This window comes from Agrobacterium genomosp. 2 str. CFBP 5494 (assembly GCF_900013495.1).
GTDB classification, from domain to species: domain Bacteria; phylum Pseudomonadota; class Alphaproteobacteria; order Rhizobiales; family Rhizobiaceae; genus Agrobacterium; species Agrobacterium pusense.
The window spans coordinates 2762632-2780140 of the sequence record NZ_LT009718.1 but is presented as its reverse complement, the minus strand read 5'-3'; the positions used below and the strand labels follow the sequence as shown (position 1 = coordinate 2780140).

General features: G+C 58.7%; 19 protein-coding genes. 10 read left to right on the top strand and 9 right to left on the bottom strand.

The window, feature by feature from the left end:
* Nucleotides 1–133 precede the first annotated feature (133 nt).
* The gene (locus AGR2A_RS13930; protein ID WP_072494747.1) at nucleotides 134–640 is read left to right on the top strand and encodes a MarR family winged helix-turn-helix transcriptional regulator; all 507 of its coding nucleotides are present in this window, start codon (nucleotides 134–136) and stop codon (nucleotides 638–640) included.
* Between the two features lie 245 nt (nucleotides 641–885).
* On the top strand, nucleotides 886–1149 hold the full coding sequence (locus AGR2A_RS13925) for a hypothetical protein (protein WP_006699583.1): 264 nt from the start codon (nucleotides 886–888) through the stop codon (nucleotides 1147–1149).
* Nucleotides 1150–1195: 46 nt separating this feature from the next.
* Here AGR2A_RS13925 and AGR2A_RS13920 read toward each other — a convergent pair whose 3' ends face one another.
* Together AGR2A_RS13920 and AGR2A_RS13915 are read right to left on the bottom strand one after the other, a co-directional pair.
* On the bottom strand, nucleotides 1196–1678 hold the full coding sequence (locus tag AGR2A_RS13920) for a hypothetical protein (protein WP_004443152.1): 483 nt from the start codon (nucleotides 1676–1678) through the stop codon (nucleotides 1196–1198).
* Nucleotides 1679–1749: 71 nt separating this feature from the next.
* Nucleotides 1750–2754 carry a LysR family transcriptional regulator gene (locus tag AGR2A_RS13915; RefSeq protein ID WP_004443150.1) on the bottom strand — a complete coding sequence of 335 codons (1005 nt, stop codon included), beginning with the start codon at nucleotides 2752–2754 and terminating at the stop codon, nucleotides 1750–1752.
* A 254-nt stretch (nucleotides 2755–3008) separates the two neighbouring features.
* On the opposite strand from AGR2A_RS13915, the gene chvE reads away from it, so the two are divergent.
* From chvE to araD1, 4 genes are all read left to right on the top strand, one after another.
* Nucleotides 3009–4073, top strand: coding sequence for a sugar ABC transporter substrate-binding protein ChvE (gene chvE / locus AGR2A_RS13905; protein WP_004443148.1), 1065 nt, complete (start codon nucleotides 3009–3011; stop codon nucleotides 4071–4073).
* A 90-nt stretch (nucleotides 4074–4163) separates the two neighbouring features.
* Nucleotides 4164–5702: a sugar ABC transporter ATP-binding protein GguA gene (gene gguA, locus AGR2A_RS13900; protein WP_022556773.1), complete on the top strand. Its 1539-nt coding sequence runs from the start codon at nucleotides 4164–4166 to the stop codon at nucleotides 5700–5702.
* The gene (gene gguB / locus AGR2A_RS13895; RefSeq protein ID WP_004443145.1) at nucleotides 5699–6895 is read left to right on the top strand and encodes a sugar ABC transporter permease GguB; all 1197 of its coding nucleotides are present in this window, start codon (nucleotides 5699–5701) and stop codon (nucleotides 6893–6895) included. Before gguA ends, gguB begins: the two co-directional genes overlap by 4 nt.
* A 119-nt stretch (nucleotides 6896–7014) precedes the next feature.
* Complete coding sequence (araD1, locus tag AGR2A_RS13890; protein ID WP_072494746.1) at nucleotides 7015–8010, top strand: 2-keto-3-deoxy-L-arabinonate dehydratase AraD1; 996 nt, start codon at nucleotides 7015–7017, stop codon at nucleotides 8008–8010.
* Between the two features lie 197 nt (nucleotides 8011–8207).
* On the opposite strand, the gene AGR2A_RS13885 is transcribed toward araD1, so the two are convergent.
* From AGR2A_RS13885 to AGR2A_RS13855, 7 genes are all read right to left on the bottom strand, one after another.
* Nucleotides 8208–8840 (bottom strand): histidine phosphatase family protein, encoded by a 633-nt coding sequence (locus tag AGR2A_RS13885; protein WP_072494745.1) that lies wholly within the window; start codon nucleotides 8838–8840, stop codon nucleotides 8208–8210.
* A gap of 23 nt (nucleotides 8841–8863) precedes the next feature.
* A complete protein-coding gene (locus AGR2A_RS13880) occupies nucleotides 8864–9280 on the bottom strand; it encodes a VOC family protein (RefSeq protein WP_004443141.1) in 417 nt (138 codons plus the stop codon).
* Nucleotides 9281–9335: 55 nt separating this feature from the next.
* A complete protein-coding gene (locus tag AGR2A_RS13875) occupies nucleotides 9336–9794 on the bottom strand; it encodes a GNAT family N-acetyltransferase (protein WP_072494744.1) in 459 nt (152 codons plus the stop codon).
* 116 nt (nucleotides 9795–9910) lie between these two features.
* Nucleotides 9911–10507: a class I SAM-dependent methyltransferase gene (locus AGR2A_RS13870; RefSeq protein WP_072494743.1), complete on the bottom strand. Its 597-nt coding sequence runs from the start codon at nucleotides 10505–10507 to the stop codon at nucleotides 9911–9913.
* A 4-nt stretch (nucleotides 10508–10511) separates the two neighbouring features.
* Nucleotides 10512–11333, bottom strand: coding sequence for a transglutaminase family protein (locus AGR2A_RS13865; protein ID WP_072494742.1), 822 nt, complete (start codon nucleotides 11331–11333; stop codon nucleotides 10512–10514).
* 21 nt (nucleotides 11334–11354) lie between these two features.
* The gene (locus tag AGR2A_RS13860; protein ID WP_004443135.1) at nucleotides 11355–12296 is read right to left on the bottom strand and encodes an alpha-E domain-containing protein; all 942 of its coding nucleotides are present in this window, start codon (nucleotides 12294–12296) and stop codon (nucleotides 11355–11357) included.
* A gap of 3 nt (nucleotides 12297–12299) precedes the next feature.
* Nucleotides 12300–13709: a circularly permuted type 2 ATP-grasp protein gene (locus tag AGR2A_RS13855; RefSeq protein ID WP_006699591.1), complete on the bottom strand. Its 1410-nt coding sequence runs from the start codon at nucleotides 13707–13709 to the stop codon at nucleotides 12300–12302.
* Between the two features lie 437 nt (nucleotides 13710–14146).
* On the opposite strand from AGR2A_RS13855, the gene AGR2A_RS13850 reads away from it, so the two are divergent.
* From AGR2A_RS13850 to AGR2A_RS13835, 4 genes are all read left to right on the top strand, one after another.
* Nucleotides 14147–15043: a DMT family transporter gene (locus AGR2A_RS13850; protein ID WP_072494741.1), complete on the top strand. Its 897-nt coding sequence runs from the start codon at nucleotides 14147–14149 to the stop codon at nucleotides 15041–15043.
* Between the two features lie 78 nt (nucleotides 15044–15121).
* Nucleotides 15122–15739, top strand: coding sequence for a L,D-transpeptidase (locus AGR2A_RS13845; protein ID WP_004443131.1), 618 nt, complete (start codon nucleotides 15122–15124; stop codon nucleotides 15737–15739).
* A gap of 239 nt (nucleotides 15740–15978) precedes the next feature.
* On the top strand, nucleotides 15979–16368 hold the full coding sequence (locus AGR2A_RS13840; protein WP_004443130.1) for a DoxX family protein: 390 nt from the start codon (nucleotides 15979–15981) through the stop codon (nucleotides 16366–16368).
* A gap of 163 nt (nucleotides 16369–16531) precedes the next feature.
* Nucleotides 16532–17440 (top strand): DMT family transporter, encoded by a 909-nt coding sequence (locus tag AGR2A_RS13835; RefSeq protein ID WP_072494740.1) that lies wholly within the window; start codon nucleotides 16532–16534, stop codon nucleotides 17438–17440.
* Nucleotides 17441–17509 lie beyond the last annotated feature (69 nt).

Below are 17509 nucleotides of genomic sequence, written 5' to 3'. Positions count from 1 at the left end.
ATTGGGTTTCCGCCCATTAACTGTCAAATTCTTATACAATATTAGTATCATCTACATTTATTTAGGATACAGTTTCGTGACTTTGTCAGTTATGATTTCGGCAGGGTAAAGGACGAATCAGGCGGGGGATCGGATGGCTTTGCGATTGGCACATAGCAACGGGCCGCGGACGGAAAACGTCGAAAGCGGCAGCGCGCAAACGACGAATCTTACGGCGATCGATTACGGTTTGCTGACGACTGCGATCAGCTACCATTTGCGGCACTCGCAACTTGCCGTGGCAAACGGTTTTTCCGATGTGCTGGCGGAGCAGGGATTGCGGCCGGCCGATTTTTCCGTTCTCGTCATCGTCGGCGGAAATCCGGGTCTTAAACAAAGCGATGTGGCCGAGGCGCTCGGCATCCAGCGGGCCAATTTCGTTGCCATCGTCGACAGCATGGAAGAGAAAGGTCTGCTCGTCCGCCGCAGGTCGGAAGAGGACAGGCGCGTTCATTTCCTCGACATGACGGCCGAGGGTAGCCGTCTTCTCGACCGCCTTTCCGATGTCTGGCGCGACCGCGAGGAAAAGCTGATCGACCGTATCGGCGGCAAGAAGGCCCGCGACCAATTGCTGGCGCTGCTCGGCCGCCTGCGCGACTGACGTCCGGCGCCGGTGTTTCCCCATGCTCAGCTCGGCAAATGCTGGCCGGAAGGGCGCCGGATTTCATCCGTGGTCGCACGTTACCCCCGGTTATCAGGCAATCTCCATCACGGCAGCCTGATATCCCTCGGTCCGATTTGCGTTGCAATTTGTCTGCGAAACGGTCAAGACGCATGGAATTCCCGTGCCATGCGGTGCCCGCGCGGCAGCGAGCGACTGACCGGAAAGCCAGAGACGGAAACACCATGCTGAATATCGATACGAGTCATCCGCTTTATCGTCCCCTGTGGGTGCGGTTGCTCATCGTCGGTTTCTGTGTGGCATGGGCTGTCATCGAATTCGTCAATCGCGAGTTTTTCTGGGGAACCGTCGTGGGCGGCATAGGCGTCTATGCGGCCTATGAACTGTTGGTAAAATTCAAACCCGCAAGCGACGGCGACAAGGGTGGGGACGGGGCGGTTGCGCCCGCCGCCGAAAATCCACCCACCGATAAGGACGATGCCGGCTGACGCGTCGCGATTTTCCGTTCATCGCCTGTCTTGAGCTGCCCGCCTCTTACCGGAAATGCTCCCGCATCCGAAGCATGCGGAGCGCCTGGTCGATCAGGAGATTGGCTGCCGTCATGCGCAGTGTCGCATTGTGCCGGAACTGCGGTTTCACCCGGTCGGGATGATTGAGGCGGGCGAAGGCGCGGCGCTTTTCCGCGAGCGTTGCCGCAGTGTCGGTCTCCTGGATCGCCAGTTCCGCCGAAACATCGGCAAGTGAGGTCTTTTCGAGGTGGGCCGGCATCGGTTCCGGTTCGCTCTCCGGTTCCGGCTGGGGTTCCGCCGGTGGCGCGGGGTCTTCCAGGAAGGCGAGATAAGCGTCGAGATTGCCGTTCGCAGCCGCCGGCGCTTCGATATGCGTATCGACAACGAAGCCTGAGCTGAAGCCGGCAATGCGGTTATCCGCGGGCGGGGGCGGCTCTGCGCCTTCGTCTTCTTTCTCCTGCTTCAGTCTTTCGACGACAGACTGGAAAACGGATTGTCCGAAGAGCATACGGCTGTTCCTTCGCCGGTCACGATATCCGGCCCTTGTAGTGGATGAAGGTGGCGTCTGGCTTGCCGCCGTCACTGGGCAGTCAGCTTGCGGCTTTCATCCAGCACCAGATCGTAAAGCAGGCGGGCGCTGGGCGGCAGGACGCGCCCCTTGGTGGTGATGATGCTGTAGGGCTTGACGACCAGTTCGAAATCCGTCGGCAATATGCGGGTCCGGCCGATATCGGCCCGCTGGCCGGCCACGAATTCGGCCATGTCCTGCGCAATCGGCGCAATGGCATCGGTGTTGCAGACAAGCGCAAGCGTGAGAACCACGGATGGCGTGTTGATGACGTTGCGCGGCATGGCGACGCCGTGGGTAAGAAAGACATCCTCCATGGTGCGCCGCAAAAGCGCGCCAGGGGGCTGGAACACCCAGTCGTAACCGGAAAGATCCTGCAGGGTGACGGGATCGCCGCCCAGAAGCGGGTGACCTTCGCGCACCACCAGACAGGCGCGCTCAATGCCGATTTCGTGGATGGAGAACAGGCCTGGATCAAAGTCATCCGGTATGCGGCCGATGATGAAATCGTGGCGCGCAGCCAGCAATTCCCGCGCCAGCACGTTGCTGCTCTCCACCTGAACATTGATTTCAATGCCGGGATAGGTGTCCATGGCCCGTCTTATGGCGGGAACCACGAGGCTGATGGCGGGCGCGGTCACCGCGCCGATGAAAACGGATCCGCCGCTGCCGGACTTCATCTGATTGAGTTCGCGACTCGCCTCACGCAGCTCCAGCAATATGGTGCGCGCCCGTCGCGCCAGCGCCTCGCCGAACTTCGTCAGAACCACACCGCGCGATGCTCTCTGACAGAGCGGCGATTTGACGATCGCTTCCATTTCCGAGAGCATGCGCGAGGCCGCCGGCTGCGTCATGTTCATGGCGGCGGCAGCCGCGCTGACCTGCCCGTGCTCCTCGATCATGACCAGCATGCGCAGGTGGCTCATCTTCAATCCGGCCCGCAGCAACGGGTTGTCTTCAAAGACAAAAAGGGCATCCGTTGTTTGCGCCTGCTCATACACTTTCTGGTTGCTCATTCGCGATTTTATACCCCTCATCGGTTTTTGTATCGATTTAATATATCATAATTGATATATGGAAACTGATTTATTCTATTTGACAGTTATATGGATTCAGAACAATTTGCGGAATGCCGGGGAGGAGCGGCAGCTGTTCCATTTCGCAATTGCGAAAAGGGAGCGAGCAGGGCGCGGCTTCTTCCTCTGACGGCATGAATTTCCTGGTGCACCGCAACATGCGGGTCCAGAGAAGGGCTCAAGGGAGAGAGTTAATGAAGTCCATTATTTCGCTGATGGCAGCTTGTGCCATCGGTGCTGCGTCTTTCGCAGTGCCGGCTTTCGCACAGGACAAGGGCGCTGTTGGCATCGCCATGCCGACCAAGTCTTCCGCGCGCTGGATCGATGACGGCAACAACATCGTCAAGCAGCTTCAGGAAGCTGGTTACACGACCGACCTGCAGTATGCCGACGACGATATTCCGAACCAGCTTTCCCAGATCGAAAACATGGTCACCAAGGGCGTCAAGGTCCTCGTGATCGCCTCGATCGACGGCACCACGCTGTCGGACGTGCTGAAGCAGGCCGGCGAGCAGGGCATCAAGGTCATCGCTTATGACCGCCTGATCCGCAACAGCGGCGACGTCAGCTACTACGCCACCTTCGACAACTTCCAGGTTGGCGTTCTGCAGGCGACTTCGATCGTCGACAAGCTCGGTCTGAAGGATGGCAAGGGTCCGTTCAACATCGAACTCTTCGGCGGCTCCCCTGATGATAACAACGCCTTCTTCTTCTACGACGGCGCTATGTCTGTTCTCCAGCCTTACATCGACAGCGGCAAGCTCGTCGTGAAGTCCGGCCAGACCGGCATGGACAAGGTCGGCACGCTGCGCTGGGATCCGGCAACGGCCCAGGCCCGCATGGACAACCTTCTCTCGGCCTACTACACCGACGCCAAGGTTGACGCCGTTCTGTCGCCTTATGACGGTCTTTCCATCGGCATCATCTCCTCGCTGAAGGGCGTTGGTTATGGCACGAAGGATCAGCCGCTGCCGGTCGTTTCCGGTCAGGACGCTGAAATCCCGTCCGTGAAGTCGATCATTGCCGGCGAACAGTATTCCACCATCTTCAAGGACACCCGCGAACTCGCGAAGGTTACCGTGAACATGGTGAATGCCGTTATGCAGGGCAAGGAGCCTGAAGTGAACGACACCAAGACCTATGAAAATGGCGTCAAGGTTGTTCCGTCCTACCTGCTGAAGCCGGTTGCAGTAACCAAGGAGAACTACAAGCAGGTTCTCGTCGATGGCGGTTACTACAAGGAAGACCAGCTGAAATAAGCCTGATACACATGCGGGGATGGCTTGGCGTCATCCCCGTTTTTCCATAAAAATAAAAACGCCGGAATTAATCGGGCGCTGGATTGCGATATGGCCAATACCATTCTCGAAATGCGGAACATCACCAAGACGTTTCCGGGCGTGAAAGCGCTTGAGAACGTCAACCTCAAGGTTAAGGAAGGTGAGATCCACGCACTCGTCGGTGAGAACGGCGCGGGAAAGTCGACCTTGATGAAGGTCCTTTCCGGTGTTTACCCCGCCGGCACCTATGAGGGCGAAATCCACTATGAAGGCGCAGTGCGAAACTTTCGCGCCATCAACGACAGTGAAGATATTGGTATCATCATCATTCACCAGGAACTGGCGCTCGTGCCGCTCCTGTCGATTGCGGAAAACATCTTCCTTGGCAACGAGGTCGCCTCGAACGGCGTGATCAGCTGGCAGGAGACCTTCAACCGTACCCGCGAACTTCTGAAGAAAGTGGGCCTGAAGGAATCACCGGAGACGCTGATCACCGATATTGGCGTCGGCAAGCAGCAACTGGTCGAAATCGCCAAGGCGCTGTCGAAAAGCGTGAAGCTGCTTATCCTTGATGAGCCGACCGCTTCGCTGAACGAAAGCGATTCCGAGGCGCTGTTGAACCTGCTGATGGAATTCCGCAAGCAGGGCATGACCTCGATCATCATCACCCACAAGCTGAATGAAGTGCGCAAGGTGGCCGACCAGATCACCGTGCTGCGCGACGGCATGACGGTGAAGACGCTCGACTGTCACAAGGAAGAAATCAGCGAGGACGTCATCATCCGCAACATGGTGGGCCGCGATCTCGAAGATCGTTATCCGCCGCGCGACGTGCCGATCGGCGAAACCATCCTCGAAGTGAAGAACTGGAACGCCTATCACCAGCAGCACCGCGACCGCCAGGTTCTGCATGATATCAACGTCACCGTGCGCAAGGGCGAAGTCGTCGGTATTGCCGGCCTGATGGGGGCAGGGCGCACCGAATTTGCGATGAGCGTGTTCGGCAAGTCCTATGGCCACAAGATCACCGGTGAAGTGCTGATCAACGGCAAGCCAGTTGACGTCAGCACCGTGCGCAAGGCAATCGATGCCGGTCTTGCCTATGTCACGGAAGACCGCAAACATCTCGGTCTCGTGCTCAACGACAACATCCTGCACAACACCACACTCGCCAATCTTGCCGGCGTCTCGAATGCCAGCATCATCGACGACATCAAGGAAATGAAGGTGGCGAGCGATTTCCGCACGCGCCTGCGCATCCGCTCGTCGGGCATCTTTCAGGAAACGGTCAACCTTTCGGGCGGCAACCAGCAGAAGGTTGTGCTCTCCAAGTGGCTGTTCTCCAATCCCGACGTGCTGATCCTCGATGAACCGACCCGCGGTATCGATGTCGGCGCGAAATATGAAATCTACACCATCATCAACCAGCTCGCTGCCGATGGTAAAGGCGTTCTGATGATCTCATCGGAAATGCCCGAACTGCTCGGCAATTGCGACCGCATCTACGTCATGAACGAAGGCCGCATCGTCGCTGAATTGCCGAAGGGAGAGGCGAGCCAGGAAAGCATCATGCGCGCTATCATGCGCTCAGGGGAGAAGAACTCATGAGTTCGGCAAACACAACAAACGAAGAAAGTAACGTCGTCTCGGTCACATCCTATATTCGCTCCAATATCCGCGAATATGGCATGCTGATCGCGCTCGTCGCCATCATGGTTTTCTTCCAGTTCTACACCGGCGGCATCCTGTTCCGCCCCGTGAACCTGACCAACCTCATCCTGCAGAACTCGTTCATCGTCATCATGGCGCTGGGCATGCTGCTTGTCATCGTGGCCGGGCATATCGACCTTTCGGTCGGTTCCATCGTCGCCTTCGTCGGCGCGATCGCGGCCATACTGACCGTGCAATGGGGCATGAACCCCTTTCTGGCGGCATTGATTTGTCTCGTCATCGGCGGCATCATCGGTGCGGCCCAGGGTTACTGGATCGCCTATCACCGCATTCCGTCCTTTATCGTGACGCTGGCGGGCATGCTGGTGTTCCGCGGCCTGACGCTCTTCGTGCTCGGCGGCAAGAACATCGGTCCGTTCCCGACCGATTTCCAGATCATCAGCACCGGCTTCCTGCCCGATATCGGCGGCATTGAAGGTCTCAACACCACCTCGATGATCCTGACGGTGCTGATTACCGTCGTGCTGTTCTACCTCGCATGGCGTCGCCGTGTCGTGAATGTGAAGCATGGCATCGATGTCGAGCCTTTCGGTTTCTTCATCGCCCAGAACTTGCTGATTTCGGCCGCGATCCTGTTTCTTGGCTACCAGCTTTCCACCTATCGCGGCCTGCCGAACGTGCTGATCGTGATGCTTGCTCTCGTTGCGCTCTACAGCTTCGTAACGCGTCGCACGACCATCGGCCGTCGCATTTACGCGATGGGCGGCAATGAAAAGGCGACCAAGCTTTCGGGTATCAACACCGAACGCCTGAGCTTCCTGACCTTCGTCAACATGGGCGTTCTGGCTGGTCTCGCCGGCATGATCATCGCGACCCGCCTCAACTCGGCAACGCCGAAGGCCGGCGTGGGCTTCGAGCTTGACGTGATCGCGGCCTGCTTCATCGGCGGTGCTTCGGCATCCGGCGGCGTTGGCAAGATCACCGGTGCGGTCATTGGCGCCTTCATCATGGGTGTCATGAACAACGGCATGTCGATCGTCGGTCTCGGCATCGACTTCCAGCAGATGGTCAAGGGCCTCGTGCTGCTCGCCGCCGTGTTCTTCGACGTCTACAACAAGAACAAGGGCTGATCGGCTCACCCCTATCGCAGTCCAAAAAGTGGCCGGTTTCCGGCCACTTTCATAAGATGCAGGCGCAAGGCGCCGCGTAGAAGAGATAAAGGCGCACTGCGCCGGAGGAAGGAAATCCCGTGCTCATTTCACAGATTAAAGATGCCAGCGGCAACATCACTGTAGCGGTTCGCGAAGAAGGCGGAGAGGCACGCGCAGTCAAGGGCGCAGAGTCCGTTTATGCGCTTGCCATGGAAGCCGCCAATGGCGGCAAGAACCTTGCAGATGTCATTTCCGCCCATGGTCTGGGCGATGCCGTCGATCTTGAAAAGGCTTATGCCGAAGGTCGCTTCCTGCCGCCGATCACCCATCCCGATCCGGCTCATCTGCATCTGACCGGCACTGGCCTTACCCATCTCGGTTCGGCCGCGACCCGCGACAGCATGCACAAGAAAACCACGGAAGCCGCCGAGGAAAGCCTGACGGACTCCATGAAGATGTTCCGCATGGGTCTGGAAAACGGCAAGCCGAAGGCCGGTGAAAAAGGCGTTCAGCCCGAGTGGTTCTACAAGGGCAACGGCCATGTGGCGGCAGCGCCCGGTGCGGCGCTCACCTCGCCTTCGTTTGCGCTGGATGGCGGCGAAGAGCCTGAGATGGCAGGCATCTACGTGATTTCCGACAAGGGTGAAGCCGTGCGTATCGGCTTTGCCGTCTCGAACGAGTTTTCCGATCACGTCACCGAGCGGATCAACTATCTCTACCTCGCCCATTCCAAGCTGCGCCCGGCAAGCTTCGGCCCGGAAATTCGCGTCGGCGCTCCGCCGTCCGATATTCGCGGCACCTCGCGCATCCGTCGCGGTGATAAGGTCATCTTCGAAAAGCCGTTCGTATCGGGTGAAGACAACATGTCCCATACCTTCGCGAACCTCGAATATCACCACTTCAAATACGGCCTGTTCCGTGCGCCTGGCGATGTGCATGTGCACATGTTCGGCACGGCAACGCTTTCCTTCGCCGAAGGTATCAAGCCGGAAGCGGGCGACGTCTTCGAAATCGAAGCCGCCGGTTTCGGCCTGCCGCTGAAGAACCCGCTGGCGGTCGATGCGGAAGAAGACATCGTGGTTCGGCAGATCTGATCTGCGAGAGTAGCACGTAAAGGGTTGAGGTGCGGTCTCGGAGTATTCCCACCTGTCAACGTCATCCTCGGGCTTGACCCGAGGATCCACAACCCGGCGCTCACATGGATCCTCGGGTCAAGCCCGAGGATGACGCTAGAGTTTAGGTTTTGTGACCAATCGTCCCTTTGCGAGGACGATTTTCAAGCGGGCTCTTGTCAGCCATCACCGTTAGTCAGATGCGAAACATCCGCCAGTGAAACGACGGCGCGGTTCTGCCAGTAATCGTCTTCCTTCAAATGCGTTATGCTGCCGGAGCGCGCTGGAAAGCTGACATAACCGGCGCTGTCGATCGGCATCTTGATCCATGCCGCGATGACGAAGGTCAGGGCGAAGCCATGGGTCACGATGATCTGCGTGGCGCAGGGCCGCGCGATGATCATGTCCACGGCCCGATATACCCTTTCAGCAAATTCGCGTCTCGTCTCGCCATCGGCAATACCGCCACGATGGTCAAGGCGATTATGGTGCGGTGCCGGGATTTGACGCTCATCAAGCCATTGCTGCGGCATGCCTTCGGCCTCACCGTAGCTCATTTCCCTGAGGCCACGCATGGTCTCCATTGGCTGCCCGAAGCGTTCCGCGATGATTTCTGCGGTCTGCGAGGCGCGAAGCAGGTCGGAGGTGAAGATTTCCACGGGCTCACCACCGACCAGCGTCGCCAGTCTGCCAGCCGCCGCCCTGGCATCGGTCCTGCCGTGCGGCGTCAGTTCGGTATCATACCAGCCGCCGACCCGGTTCTCGACATGGTGGACCGACTGAGGATGAGTTACGACATAGATGGTCTTCACGGTGGTGTCCTGCTTCTTTGCGGTCAGCCCTGTTCAAATCCCCAGAGCTTGCCTTCTCCTACTTCCACCGAGTTCCCGGAGGGGTCGCGGATATAGACGGAATAGCTATCATTCGGCCAGCGGTGATAGTGCTCGATAGGAATCCCGAGCGTTTCGAAGTGCGCTTTCCAGCCGTCTACCTCCGATTTGTCCCTTGCGTAAAAGCAGAAGTGGCCTTCACCTGCCGTGCCATGGCGAGGGATGGGATTATCGGGATCGGCTTTGCGCGACTTCTCGGGGTCGAAAACCAGCAGTACCTGCTGCCCGCATCTGAAAAAGACGAAGCTTCCGGGCACCTTGCGGATGATCTCCAGCCCGAACACATCGCGGTAAAAAGCCTCGGCGGCTTCGAGATCATTCACATAGATCGCGGTTTCCATGATGGCTGTTGGCGGTTGCATGGTGCCTCCTATGGTCGAGATGTGGTGAGGAATGATGGGTAGGCGGCGGGCGGCGTCATGTCTTGTAGGTCAGCACCGTCAGATCGTGCTTGCCGACGCCCCGTTCGAGGATGGTCCAGCCGCAGTTGAGGTAATAGTCCTCAAGACCTGCCTCGCAGCAGAGGTAGCACGTCTCGTGACCGAGTTCGGCGGCACTCTTTGTTGCGGCCTGCATCAGCGCGCGCGCCACGCCAGAGCGTCGGCGGTCTTCTTCCACCCACAGGGCCGCGACCCAGGGAAGATAGTGCGGGCGCTCCTCGAGATCGCAATGAATGAGAAAAGCGGAGCCGACATAGGCGTCGCCATCATGGGCGACGAAACCGGTGGGGAGGGCGTGAGGATTTGTCATCTCTTTCAGGTGCTCGAGGACATCGCCCACCTTGAGGCCGCTATCTTGCCACCACGCCGTCCAGACCCTTTCTGCTATGATGGGTCCATGCGACTGGCAGTCGCGATAGTCGGAAATGCTGTACAATGCCGTCTCCCGGCCGGTTTTGTCCCAAAAGGATAAACCGGATCATGCTTTCAACTGAGAACGGCGATTAAAACGGGTGCTGCGCCTTTTTGCAACCGTGAACCTGTCGCGGTTGGTTAGCGCTTTTTGGCCATGACATGCAGCCAGTCTGTCGGCAGCTTGTCGTAACCGCTTCCCTGCCGGGCTTCGATCTCTACGCCCGTCCAGTCATATTGCCCGTAAAGCTCCTCAAGCCATGACCTGGACGGATAATTGTAATAGCGGCCGAACGTATCGCGTCCTTCAGCCTCTCCGGCCTTGAAGCTCGCATAAAAGACGCCGCCCTGTTTCAGTGCCGTGTGGATACGGCCGATGATGCCGCGCAGGGCAGGGCGTGGCACGTGGAGCAGGCAGGCATTGGCCCAGACGCCGTGATAGCGCCCGAACTCATCGATATTTTCGAACAGCAATGTCCTGACAGGAATGCCGAGTCGGGCTTCCGCAGCCTTCGCTATATCGGGCGTTCCATCCGTGGGATGCACGTCGAAACCGGCTGCCAGCATATATTCGCTGTCCTGCCCGCCGCCGCATCCTAGCTCGAGAATGCTGGCGCCTTTTTCCAACTGCGACAGGAATGTTTCCAGATGCGGGCGGTCCGCCGCCTGTCCGCGGGTGGTGTAGGCGGTTGCGTTGTCAGTATAGAAACCGATCGTATCGTCGTCTCTGGCGGCCATGATCTCAGCTCTGGGACTGGCTCTGGCTCTGCGATTGCTGCACCGTAACTGAAACGCTCAGCGTCTCACCGGCCGGGCCGATGCGCATGCCAGATATAGGCGCGCAATCGCGATAGCAGAGACCGGATGCGATGCGGACATAACGGTCATCGGGGCAGATATTGTTGGCGGCGTCGAAGCCGACCCATCCAAGGCCCTGAAGATGCACCTCGGCCCAGGCGTGGGTAGCGGTTTGTTCCTCCACCGCCTCCATCATCAGATAACCGGATACATAACGGGCAGGCAAGCCCATCTGACGGGCGGCGGAAATCAGGATGTGGGCGTGGTCCTGGCAGACACCCTTGCCGGCTTCCAGTGCCGCTTCGGCCGTAGTTTCGATGTCGGTCGCGCCGGGCACATACTCCACCTTGCCGTGGATGGTCTCCATGAGATTGTGGAGGCGGGCAAGCTCGCTTTCGCCGGCGCTCACCTTCACCAGTTCGCGTACCAGTTTTCCCGGTTTGGTCCGCGGCGTTTCCCGCAGGAAAAGCCATAGCGGCGCGTTGCCGATGTGGTGACCGAACACGCCGGCCTTGTCCTGCGTGTTCACCGTGCCGCTCGCCACCACTTTGACCCGCTGCTGCGGGCCTTCCGTTTCCACCAGCGCGACGCGATTGCCGAAATGGTCGTCATAGGTCACTTCCACGGTCGCGCCATCGACCGAGACATCCCAGTCCTCCACCGTCTGGCTCGGGCCGGTCTGCGGTGTCAGGCGCAGCCGCTGCAAGGCATAGGGCATCGGCTCGTCATAGACATATTCCGTCGTATGGGTGATTTTCAGACGCATAAGCTGTCCCCGTCTACGCGCTCATTGATAGAAGCGGTAGCCTTCCGTGATTTCCTGTCCCAGTTGCCCGTTGCGATGGACGAATCTTTCCAGAAACTCGTGCAGGCCCTCGTCCATGACCCGGGCGATGGTGGTCGCGCGCAGGCTGTCGCGGATGCTTTCCGCCGTATCGTGTGCCTTGTGCCGCTCGCTGTAGTCCTCGGCGATGTAATTGAGGTTGCTGGCGATCTTCTCGTAACAATAGGCAAGCGAACGCGGCATGCGTCCATTGAGAATGAGGAAGTCGGCGATGTTGGCCGGTTTGTATTCCGCATCATAGACCCAGCCATAGGAACGGTGGGCCGAAACCGAGCGCAGAATGGATTCCCACTGCGCATTGTCGAGCGATGAGCCGACATGTGCCACAGCTGGCAGCAGCACGTAATATTTGACGTCGAGAATGCGCGCCGTATTGTCGGCGCGTTCGATGAAGGTGCCGATACGGGAGAAATTATAGAGATCGTTGCGCAGCATTGAACCGTGGAAGGCGCCGCGCACCAGACCGGCGCGGTGTTTGATCACGTCGATGGTCTGCGGCAGTTCCGCATGGTTGAGCTTGCGGCCGAGGATGTTCTTCAGCTCGATCCAGAATTCGTTGGTCGCTTCCCATGTCTCGCGCGTCAACGCCGTGCGCACCATGCGGGCATTGTTGCGCCCCGCTTCGATGCAGGACATGACGCTGGATGGGTTCGATTTCTCGCGAAGAAGATAATCGATAGCATTTGCCGCCGTCACCTTTTCGCGTGTTTCGAGGAATTCCTCATGCACGCCCGCGCTTTGCAGCACGCCGTCCCAATCCTCGTCGCCGCTGCCTGAGCGCGTCAGTGAAACGCGCAGGCCCGCATCGATGAGCCGGGCGATGTTTTCAGCGCGCTCGATATACCGGAACATCCAGTAGAGCCCGTTTGCCGTTCTGCCCAGCATGGCTTAATCCTCCAGTACCCACGTATCCTTGGTGCCGCCGCCCTGGCTGGAATTGACCACCAGCGAGCCCTGCTTGAGCGCAACGCGGGTCAGGCCGCCGGGAATGATCTGCACCTTGTCCGAAACAAGCACATAAGGACGCAGATCGACATGGCGCGGCGCGATGCCGTTCTTGACCATGATCGGCACGGTGGAGAGCGACAGCGTCGGCTGCGCAATATAGTTGGATGGGCGTGCTTTCAGCTTTTCGGCAAACAGCGCCCGTTCCTTTTTCGATGCGGTGGGGCCGACCAGCATGCCGTAACCGCCTGAACCGTGGACCTCCTTGACGACGAGATCGGCAAGGTTGTCGAGAACGTATTTCAGGCTGTCCGGCTCGGAACAGCGCCAGGTCGGCACGTTTTCAAGGAGCGGCTTGCGGCCGGTATAAAATTCGACGATCTCGGGCATGTAGGAATAGATCGCCTTGTCGTCGGAAATGCCGGTGCCGGGGGCGTTGGCGATGGTGATGTTGCCGGCGCGATAGACATCCATGATGCCGGGAACGCCAAGCGCCGAATCCGGCCGAAAAGTCAGCGGGTCGAGGAAGTCGTCGTCGACGCGGCGGTAGAGAACGTCGATGGCCTCATAACCGCGCGTCGTGCGCATCTTCACCTTGCCGTCCATGACGCGAAGGTCGGAACCTTCCACCAGTTCCACACCCATCATGTCGGCGAGGAACGAGTGCTCGTAGTAGGCGGAATTATAGATGCCGGGGGTCAGCACCGCGACGCGCGGCTTGCCGGTGCAGCCCGGAGGTGCGAGCGAGGCAAGCGACTGGCGCAGCAGATAGGGGTAATCCTCCACCCGTCGCACGCGGTTTTCATGGAAAAGTTCCGGGAACATCTGCATCATCGTTTCGCGGTTTTCCAGCATGTAGCTGACACCGGAAGGCGTGCGGGCATTGTCTTCCAGAACATAGAACTGGTCTTCGCCGGTGCGGACGATATCGGTGCCAACGATATGGGTGTAGACGCCGCCAGGCGGCGTGAAGCCGATCATTTCCGGCAGGAAGGCTTCGTTCTTTTCGATGATCTCACGGGGGATGCGCCCGGCGCGGATGATTTCCTGTTTGTGGTAGATATCGTCGAGGAAAGCATTGAGGGCGAGAACACGCTGTTCGATGCCCTGGGCCAGTTTGCGCCACTCACGGCCGGAGATGATGCGCGGGATAATATCGAAGGGTATCAGTTTTTCTGAACTATCGGCGTGGCCATAGACTGCGAAAGTAATGCCGGTTTTTCTGAAGATGTTTTCCGCGTCTTTTGATTTCTGGATCAGGTGTGCCCTGTCCTGCCGGCTGTACCATTCGTTATAGTTTTCATATGGGCTTCGCGGCGTGTTGTCCGCATTTATCATTTCGTCAAATGCCAACTTCGATGTCCCCTTTTTTGCCATATGAATACAACGACAAATGCAATGCAAGAACTATGCAGGCCTCCCCGAGAAGATTTTTTGTCGCCCTAGAGTTTTAAAAAAGAAGCGTTTTTTCGGCTTCCGCCTATAAATGCGGCATTGGCAAATTGGTTGCGGGGCGACGAGCGGTGTAAGCGGGCGGTGGCGCTGTGTGCGCCGTGGGCGAATGCATAAATTTTGTTCGCTCGCTTTCGGTTGATGAATGTCCGGCGTCGCATCAGAAAATCTTAAAGATGTGATCACCAAAACGCCTTTGACCTTTTGCCGGGATGCGGATACCGCCATGCTGAACACCCGGCTCGACTATTCGCCGGTTTGCGTGAAGCCGCAGAAACATCAATTCGCCGTCTGTTCCGCACCGGTAGCGGACACCATGCTACACAGAGGACGCGCCCATGTCGCTCGACCGTTTGGCTCCGGCCATCTTCGTCTTTCTCTGGTCGACGGGCTGGGTCACCGCCAAATATGCGGTCTATTATACCGGGCCGCTGACCTTCCTCTGTCTGCGCTATCTTCTGGCGGGCGTTTTGCTGTGGGCGATCTGCCGCTTTTCGTCCATCCAGTGGCCCGAAAGTCGTGTCGATATCTTCCGGGCGATCCTGTCAGGCGTCTTCCTGCACGGTCTTTATCTCGGCATGATCTGGTGGGCGATAGGGCAGGGCGTGCCGGCGGCGATCGGCGGCATTATCGCCGGCCTGCAGCCGCTGATGACGGCGGTGGCCGCCCGTTTCATGATCGGCGAAAGGATCTCGCCGCTGCAGCGCGCCGGCCTGCTCATCGGCTTTGCCGGCATCGCCATCGCGGTGCTGCCGAAGGTCATGGCCGCGGGTGCTGGCGGGCTGTCGGTGCCGCTTTACGCCGTGGCGGTGAATGTGCTGGGCATGACCTCGGTCACCTATGGCACGCTCTACCAGAAGAAGTACGTGCATGGCGGCAACATCATGGCGGTGGCAACGCTGCAATATGTCGGCGCACTGCTGATAACGGTTCCCTTCGCGCTTCTGCTGGAAGATGGGCATGTGGACTGGAGCCTCGGCCTTGCCGCCACGCTCGCCTGGTCTGTCGGCGCGATTTCCATCGGGGCCGTGGCGCTGCTTCTTTATCTGATCCGGCGCGGCCAGGTTTCGCGCGCCGCTTCGCTGATCTATCTCGTGCCGCCGCTTGCCGCGGTGGAAGCCGCCCTGCTTTTCGGCGAGACGCTGACGCCTGCGATGATTGCAGGTACGGTTCTGGCGGTGACAGGCGTTTATCTCGCCAATCGCAAACCTGCCGCATCGGTTGCGGCTGGTTAATTACTGCAACCTCATATTAGGGGTTTGTTAACCATAAAATTATACCTCTCGTTAATCACATGATTTGGCGGGGGTTACATGTCTATTTCACGTCGTGGTGTTCTGTTTGGATTGCCGCTGTTTCTGGCTGGCTGCGCAAACACCGGCATCGGCCAGCACAGGCTGGATTACGCGGCGAAGCCGGAGGAAAAATTCCCGCTTCCCGCCATGCATCTCGATAAGGTGAAGCCCGAACTGCGCCGGCAGGAGGTGGCCTATGATACGCGCCATCCGGCTGGAACGGTGGTTGTGGATACGCCGGCGCGGCGGCTTTATTATGTTCTCGGCGACGGTCGCGCAATGCGCTACGGCGTCGGTGTAGGCCGCCAGGGTCTTGCCCTGAAGGGTGACGCCTATATCGGTCGCAAGGCGGAATGGCCATCCTGGACACCAACCGCGAACATGATGCGCCGCGATCCGCGCAATCTGAAATTCGCAGCCGGCATGCCCGGCGGCCCGAACAATCCGCTTGGCGCCCGCGCGCTCTATCTTTATCGCGGCGGCAACGACACCATGTTCCGCCTGCATGGCACCAACCAGCCGCAGTCCATCGGCCACGCCATGTCGAGCGGCTGCATCCGCATGCTGAACCACGACATCATCGACCTCTATAGCCGCGTGCCTGTCGGTTCGAAGGTGGTGGTGCTGCAGGCGTGAGGCGGGACGGTTTTTCCGCCTGTTGCGATCGAAAAAATGTCTGAAGCCCTGAGTTGATTTTTCTGTAAGAAAGTCAATTTTCTATGGTGAAATCAACTATTTGTAGAAAATGGCGTTTTGAGTATTTTAGGTAGTTCTGCAATATCGGAAACGTGATTTCCGCTATTTCGGAGGTGTATCCATAAACGTGCCATCGCGCTCTTATCGGCGCTTCACCACTTCAACGGGGACACATCAACATGGCAATTTTCGATTCTCTCTCCCGCTATCGCCCACAGGCACTCGGGGCGTTGCGCATCATGACGGCGCTGCTTTTCATTTCGCATGGAACGCAGAAACTGTTCGGTTTTCCGGCATCGCAGATGGAAGGCTCCCTGCCGACGATGCTGCTGGTGGCGGCGATTCTGGAATTCGTCGGCGGCATTCTCGTGCTGATCGGTCTTTTCACGCGTCCGGTCGCATTCATCCTGTCCGGCCAGATGGCGGTTGCCTATTTCATCGCGCATGGGCCGAAGAGCTTCTTCCCGGCACTCAACGGGGGTGATGCCGCCATCCTGTTCTGCTTCATCTTCCTCTATCTGTTCGTGGCCGGTCCGGGCGCTTTCTCGGTGGATGAGCGCCGGGCCTGATCTGCCTGACCGGACATCGATTTGTTTTGCCGAAGCCCCGCGTGGCCAACGCCGCGCGGGGCTTCTTTTTAGAGCAGGATTGATACTTCGGCCGCGGCCGAAGCATAGGCGCCTGTTTTCCGGTTAAGAACGGGTCACCCTCAATCTAGTTGGAAATCGATCCGTGTCCTCTGAGAACCCCATCGCCCGCGAATTGCTGCTTCTGGCCCTGTTGTCCACGCTGTGGGCCGCATCCTACACTTTCATCAAGATCGGGGTGGAGACCATTCCGCCCCTTACCTTCATCGCATCGCGCACAATGATCGCCGGTCTGCTGCTCTTCGCGGTGATCCGGCTGCGCGGGTTGCGTTTGCCCACGGATTTAGCGACGTGGCGGCTGTTCTTCATTCAGGCCTGTATCAACAGCGTTCTCCCCTTCACGCTGATCGCCTGGGCTGAACAGAGCATCGATGCCGGCCTCGCCGTCATTCTCAATGCCACGACGCCGATCTTTACCTTTCTTCTCACGGCGCTCGTGATCCGGCATGAGGCAGTCAGCGGGCGCAAGCTGTTCGGCACGATTGCCGGCATGACGGGCGTTTGCCTCATTATCGGCATGGAGGCACTTGATGGGGCGGGCGAGGCGATATGGAGCCAGCTCGCCGTGCTGACAGCGGCATTTTCTTATGCCTGCGCGGCCATTTTCAGTAAAAATTTCAAAGGGCTCGATCCGATCATGCCGGCCGCCGGCTCGCTTATCTGCGGTGCTGTCCTGCTGCTGCCCGTGAGCCTGATTGTCGACCGACCCTGGACCTTGTCGCCTTCGGCGGCATCACTGGCGGCGCTGTTGTGCCTCAGTGTGTTTTCGACCGCGCTCGCCTTCATGATCTATTTCCGGCTGATGCAGACGCTCGGTTCGGTCGGTACCACCTCGCAGGCCTATCTCAGGGTGCCGGTCGGGGTCGCCATCGGCATGGCGTTTCTGGGGGAAATGCCGACGCCCGCCATGTGGGGTGGGCTCGTCTGCGTGATTGCGGGCGTGCTGGCGATGACCCTGCCGTCACGGCGTCGTCCGGTCGCGCAGGGGAACTGAAGGCGAAGAAAAGCCCCGCTACCGGGTGTGGCTGCGGGGCTTGATTATTGGCGAGCGCGTGCCGCTTGT

Coding starts and splice junctions, on each gene's coding strand:
- AGR2A_RS13930 (WP_072494747.1), top strand. CDS start 134: ATGGCTTTGCGATTGGCACATAGCAACGGGCCGCGGACGGAAAACGTC.
- AGR2A_RS13925 (WP_006699583.1), top strand. CDS start 886: ATGCTGAATATCGATACGAGTCATCCGCTTTATCGTCCCCTGTGGGTG.
- AGR2A_RS13920 (WP_004443152.1), bottom strand. CDS start 1,678: ATGCTCTTCGGACAATCCGTTTTCCAGTCTGTCGTCGAAAGACTGAAG.
- AGR2A_RS13915 (WP_004443150.1), bottom strand. CDS start 2,754: ATGAGCAACCAGAAAGTGTATGAGCAGGCGCAAACAACGGATGCCCTT.
- chvE (WP_004443148.1), top strand. CDS start 3,009: ATGAAGTCCATTATTTCGCTGATGGCAGCTTGTGCCATCGGTGCTGCG.
- gguA (WP_022556773.1), top strand. CDS start 4,164: ATGGCCAATACCATTCTCGAAATGCGGAACATCACCAAGACGTTTCCG.
- gguB (WP_004443145.1), top strand. CDS start 5,699: ATGAGTTCGGCAAACACAACAAACGAAGAAAGTAACGTCGTCTCGGTC.
- AGR2A_RS13880 (WP_004443141.1), bottom strand. CDS start 9,280: ATGCAACCGCCAACAGCCATCATGGAAACCGCGATCTATGTGAATGAT.
- AGR2A_RS13870 (WP_072494743.1), bottom strand. CDS start 10,507: ATGGCCGCCAGAGACGACGATACGATCGGTTTCTATACTGACAACGCA.
- AGR2A_RS13865 (WP_072494742.1), bottom strand. CDS start 11,333: ATGCGTCTGAAAATCACCCATACGACGGAATATGTCTATGACGAGCCG.
- AGR2A_RS13860 (WP_004443135.1), bottom strand. CDS start 12,296: ATGCTGGGCAGAACGGCAAACGGGCTCTACTGGATGTTCCGGTATATC.
- AGR2A_RS13850 (WP_072494741.1), top strand. CDS start 14,147: ATGTCGCTCGACCGTTTGGCTCCGGCCATCTTCGTCTTTCTCTGGTCG.
- AGR2A_RS13845 (WP_004443131.1), top strand. CDS start 15,122: ATGTCTATTTCACGTCGTGGTGTTCTGTTTGGATTGCCGCTGTTTCTG.
- AGR2A_RS13840 (WP_004443130.1), top strand. CDS start 15,979: ATGGCAATTTTCGATTCTCTCTCCCGCTATCGCCCACAGGCACTCGGG.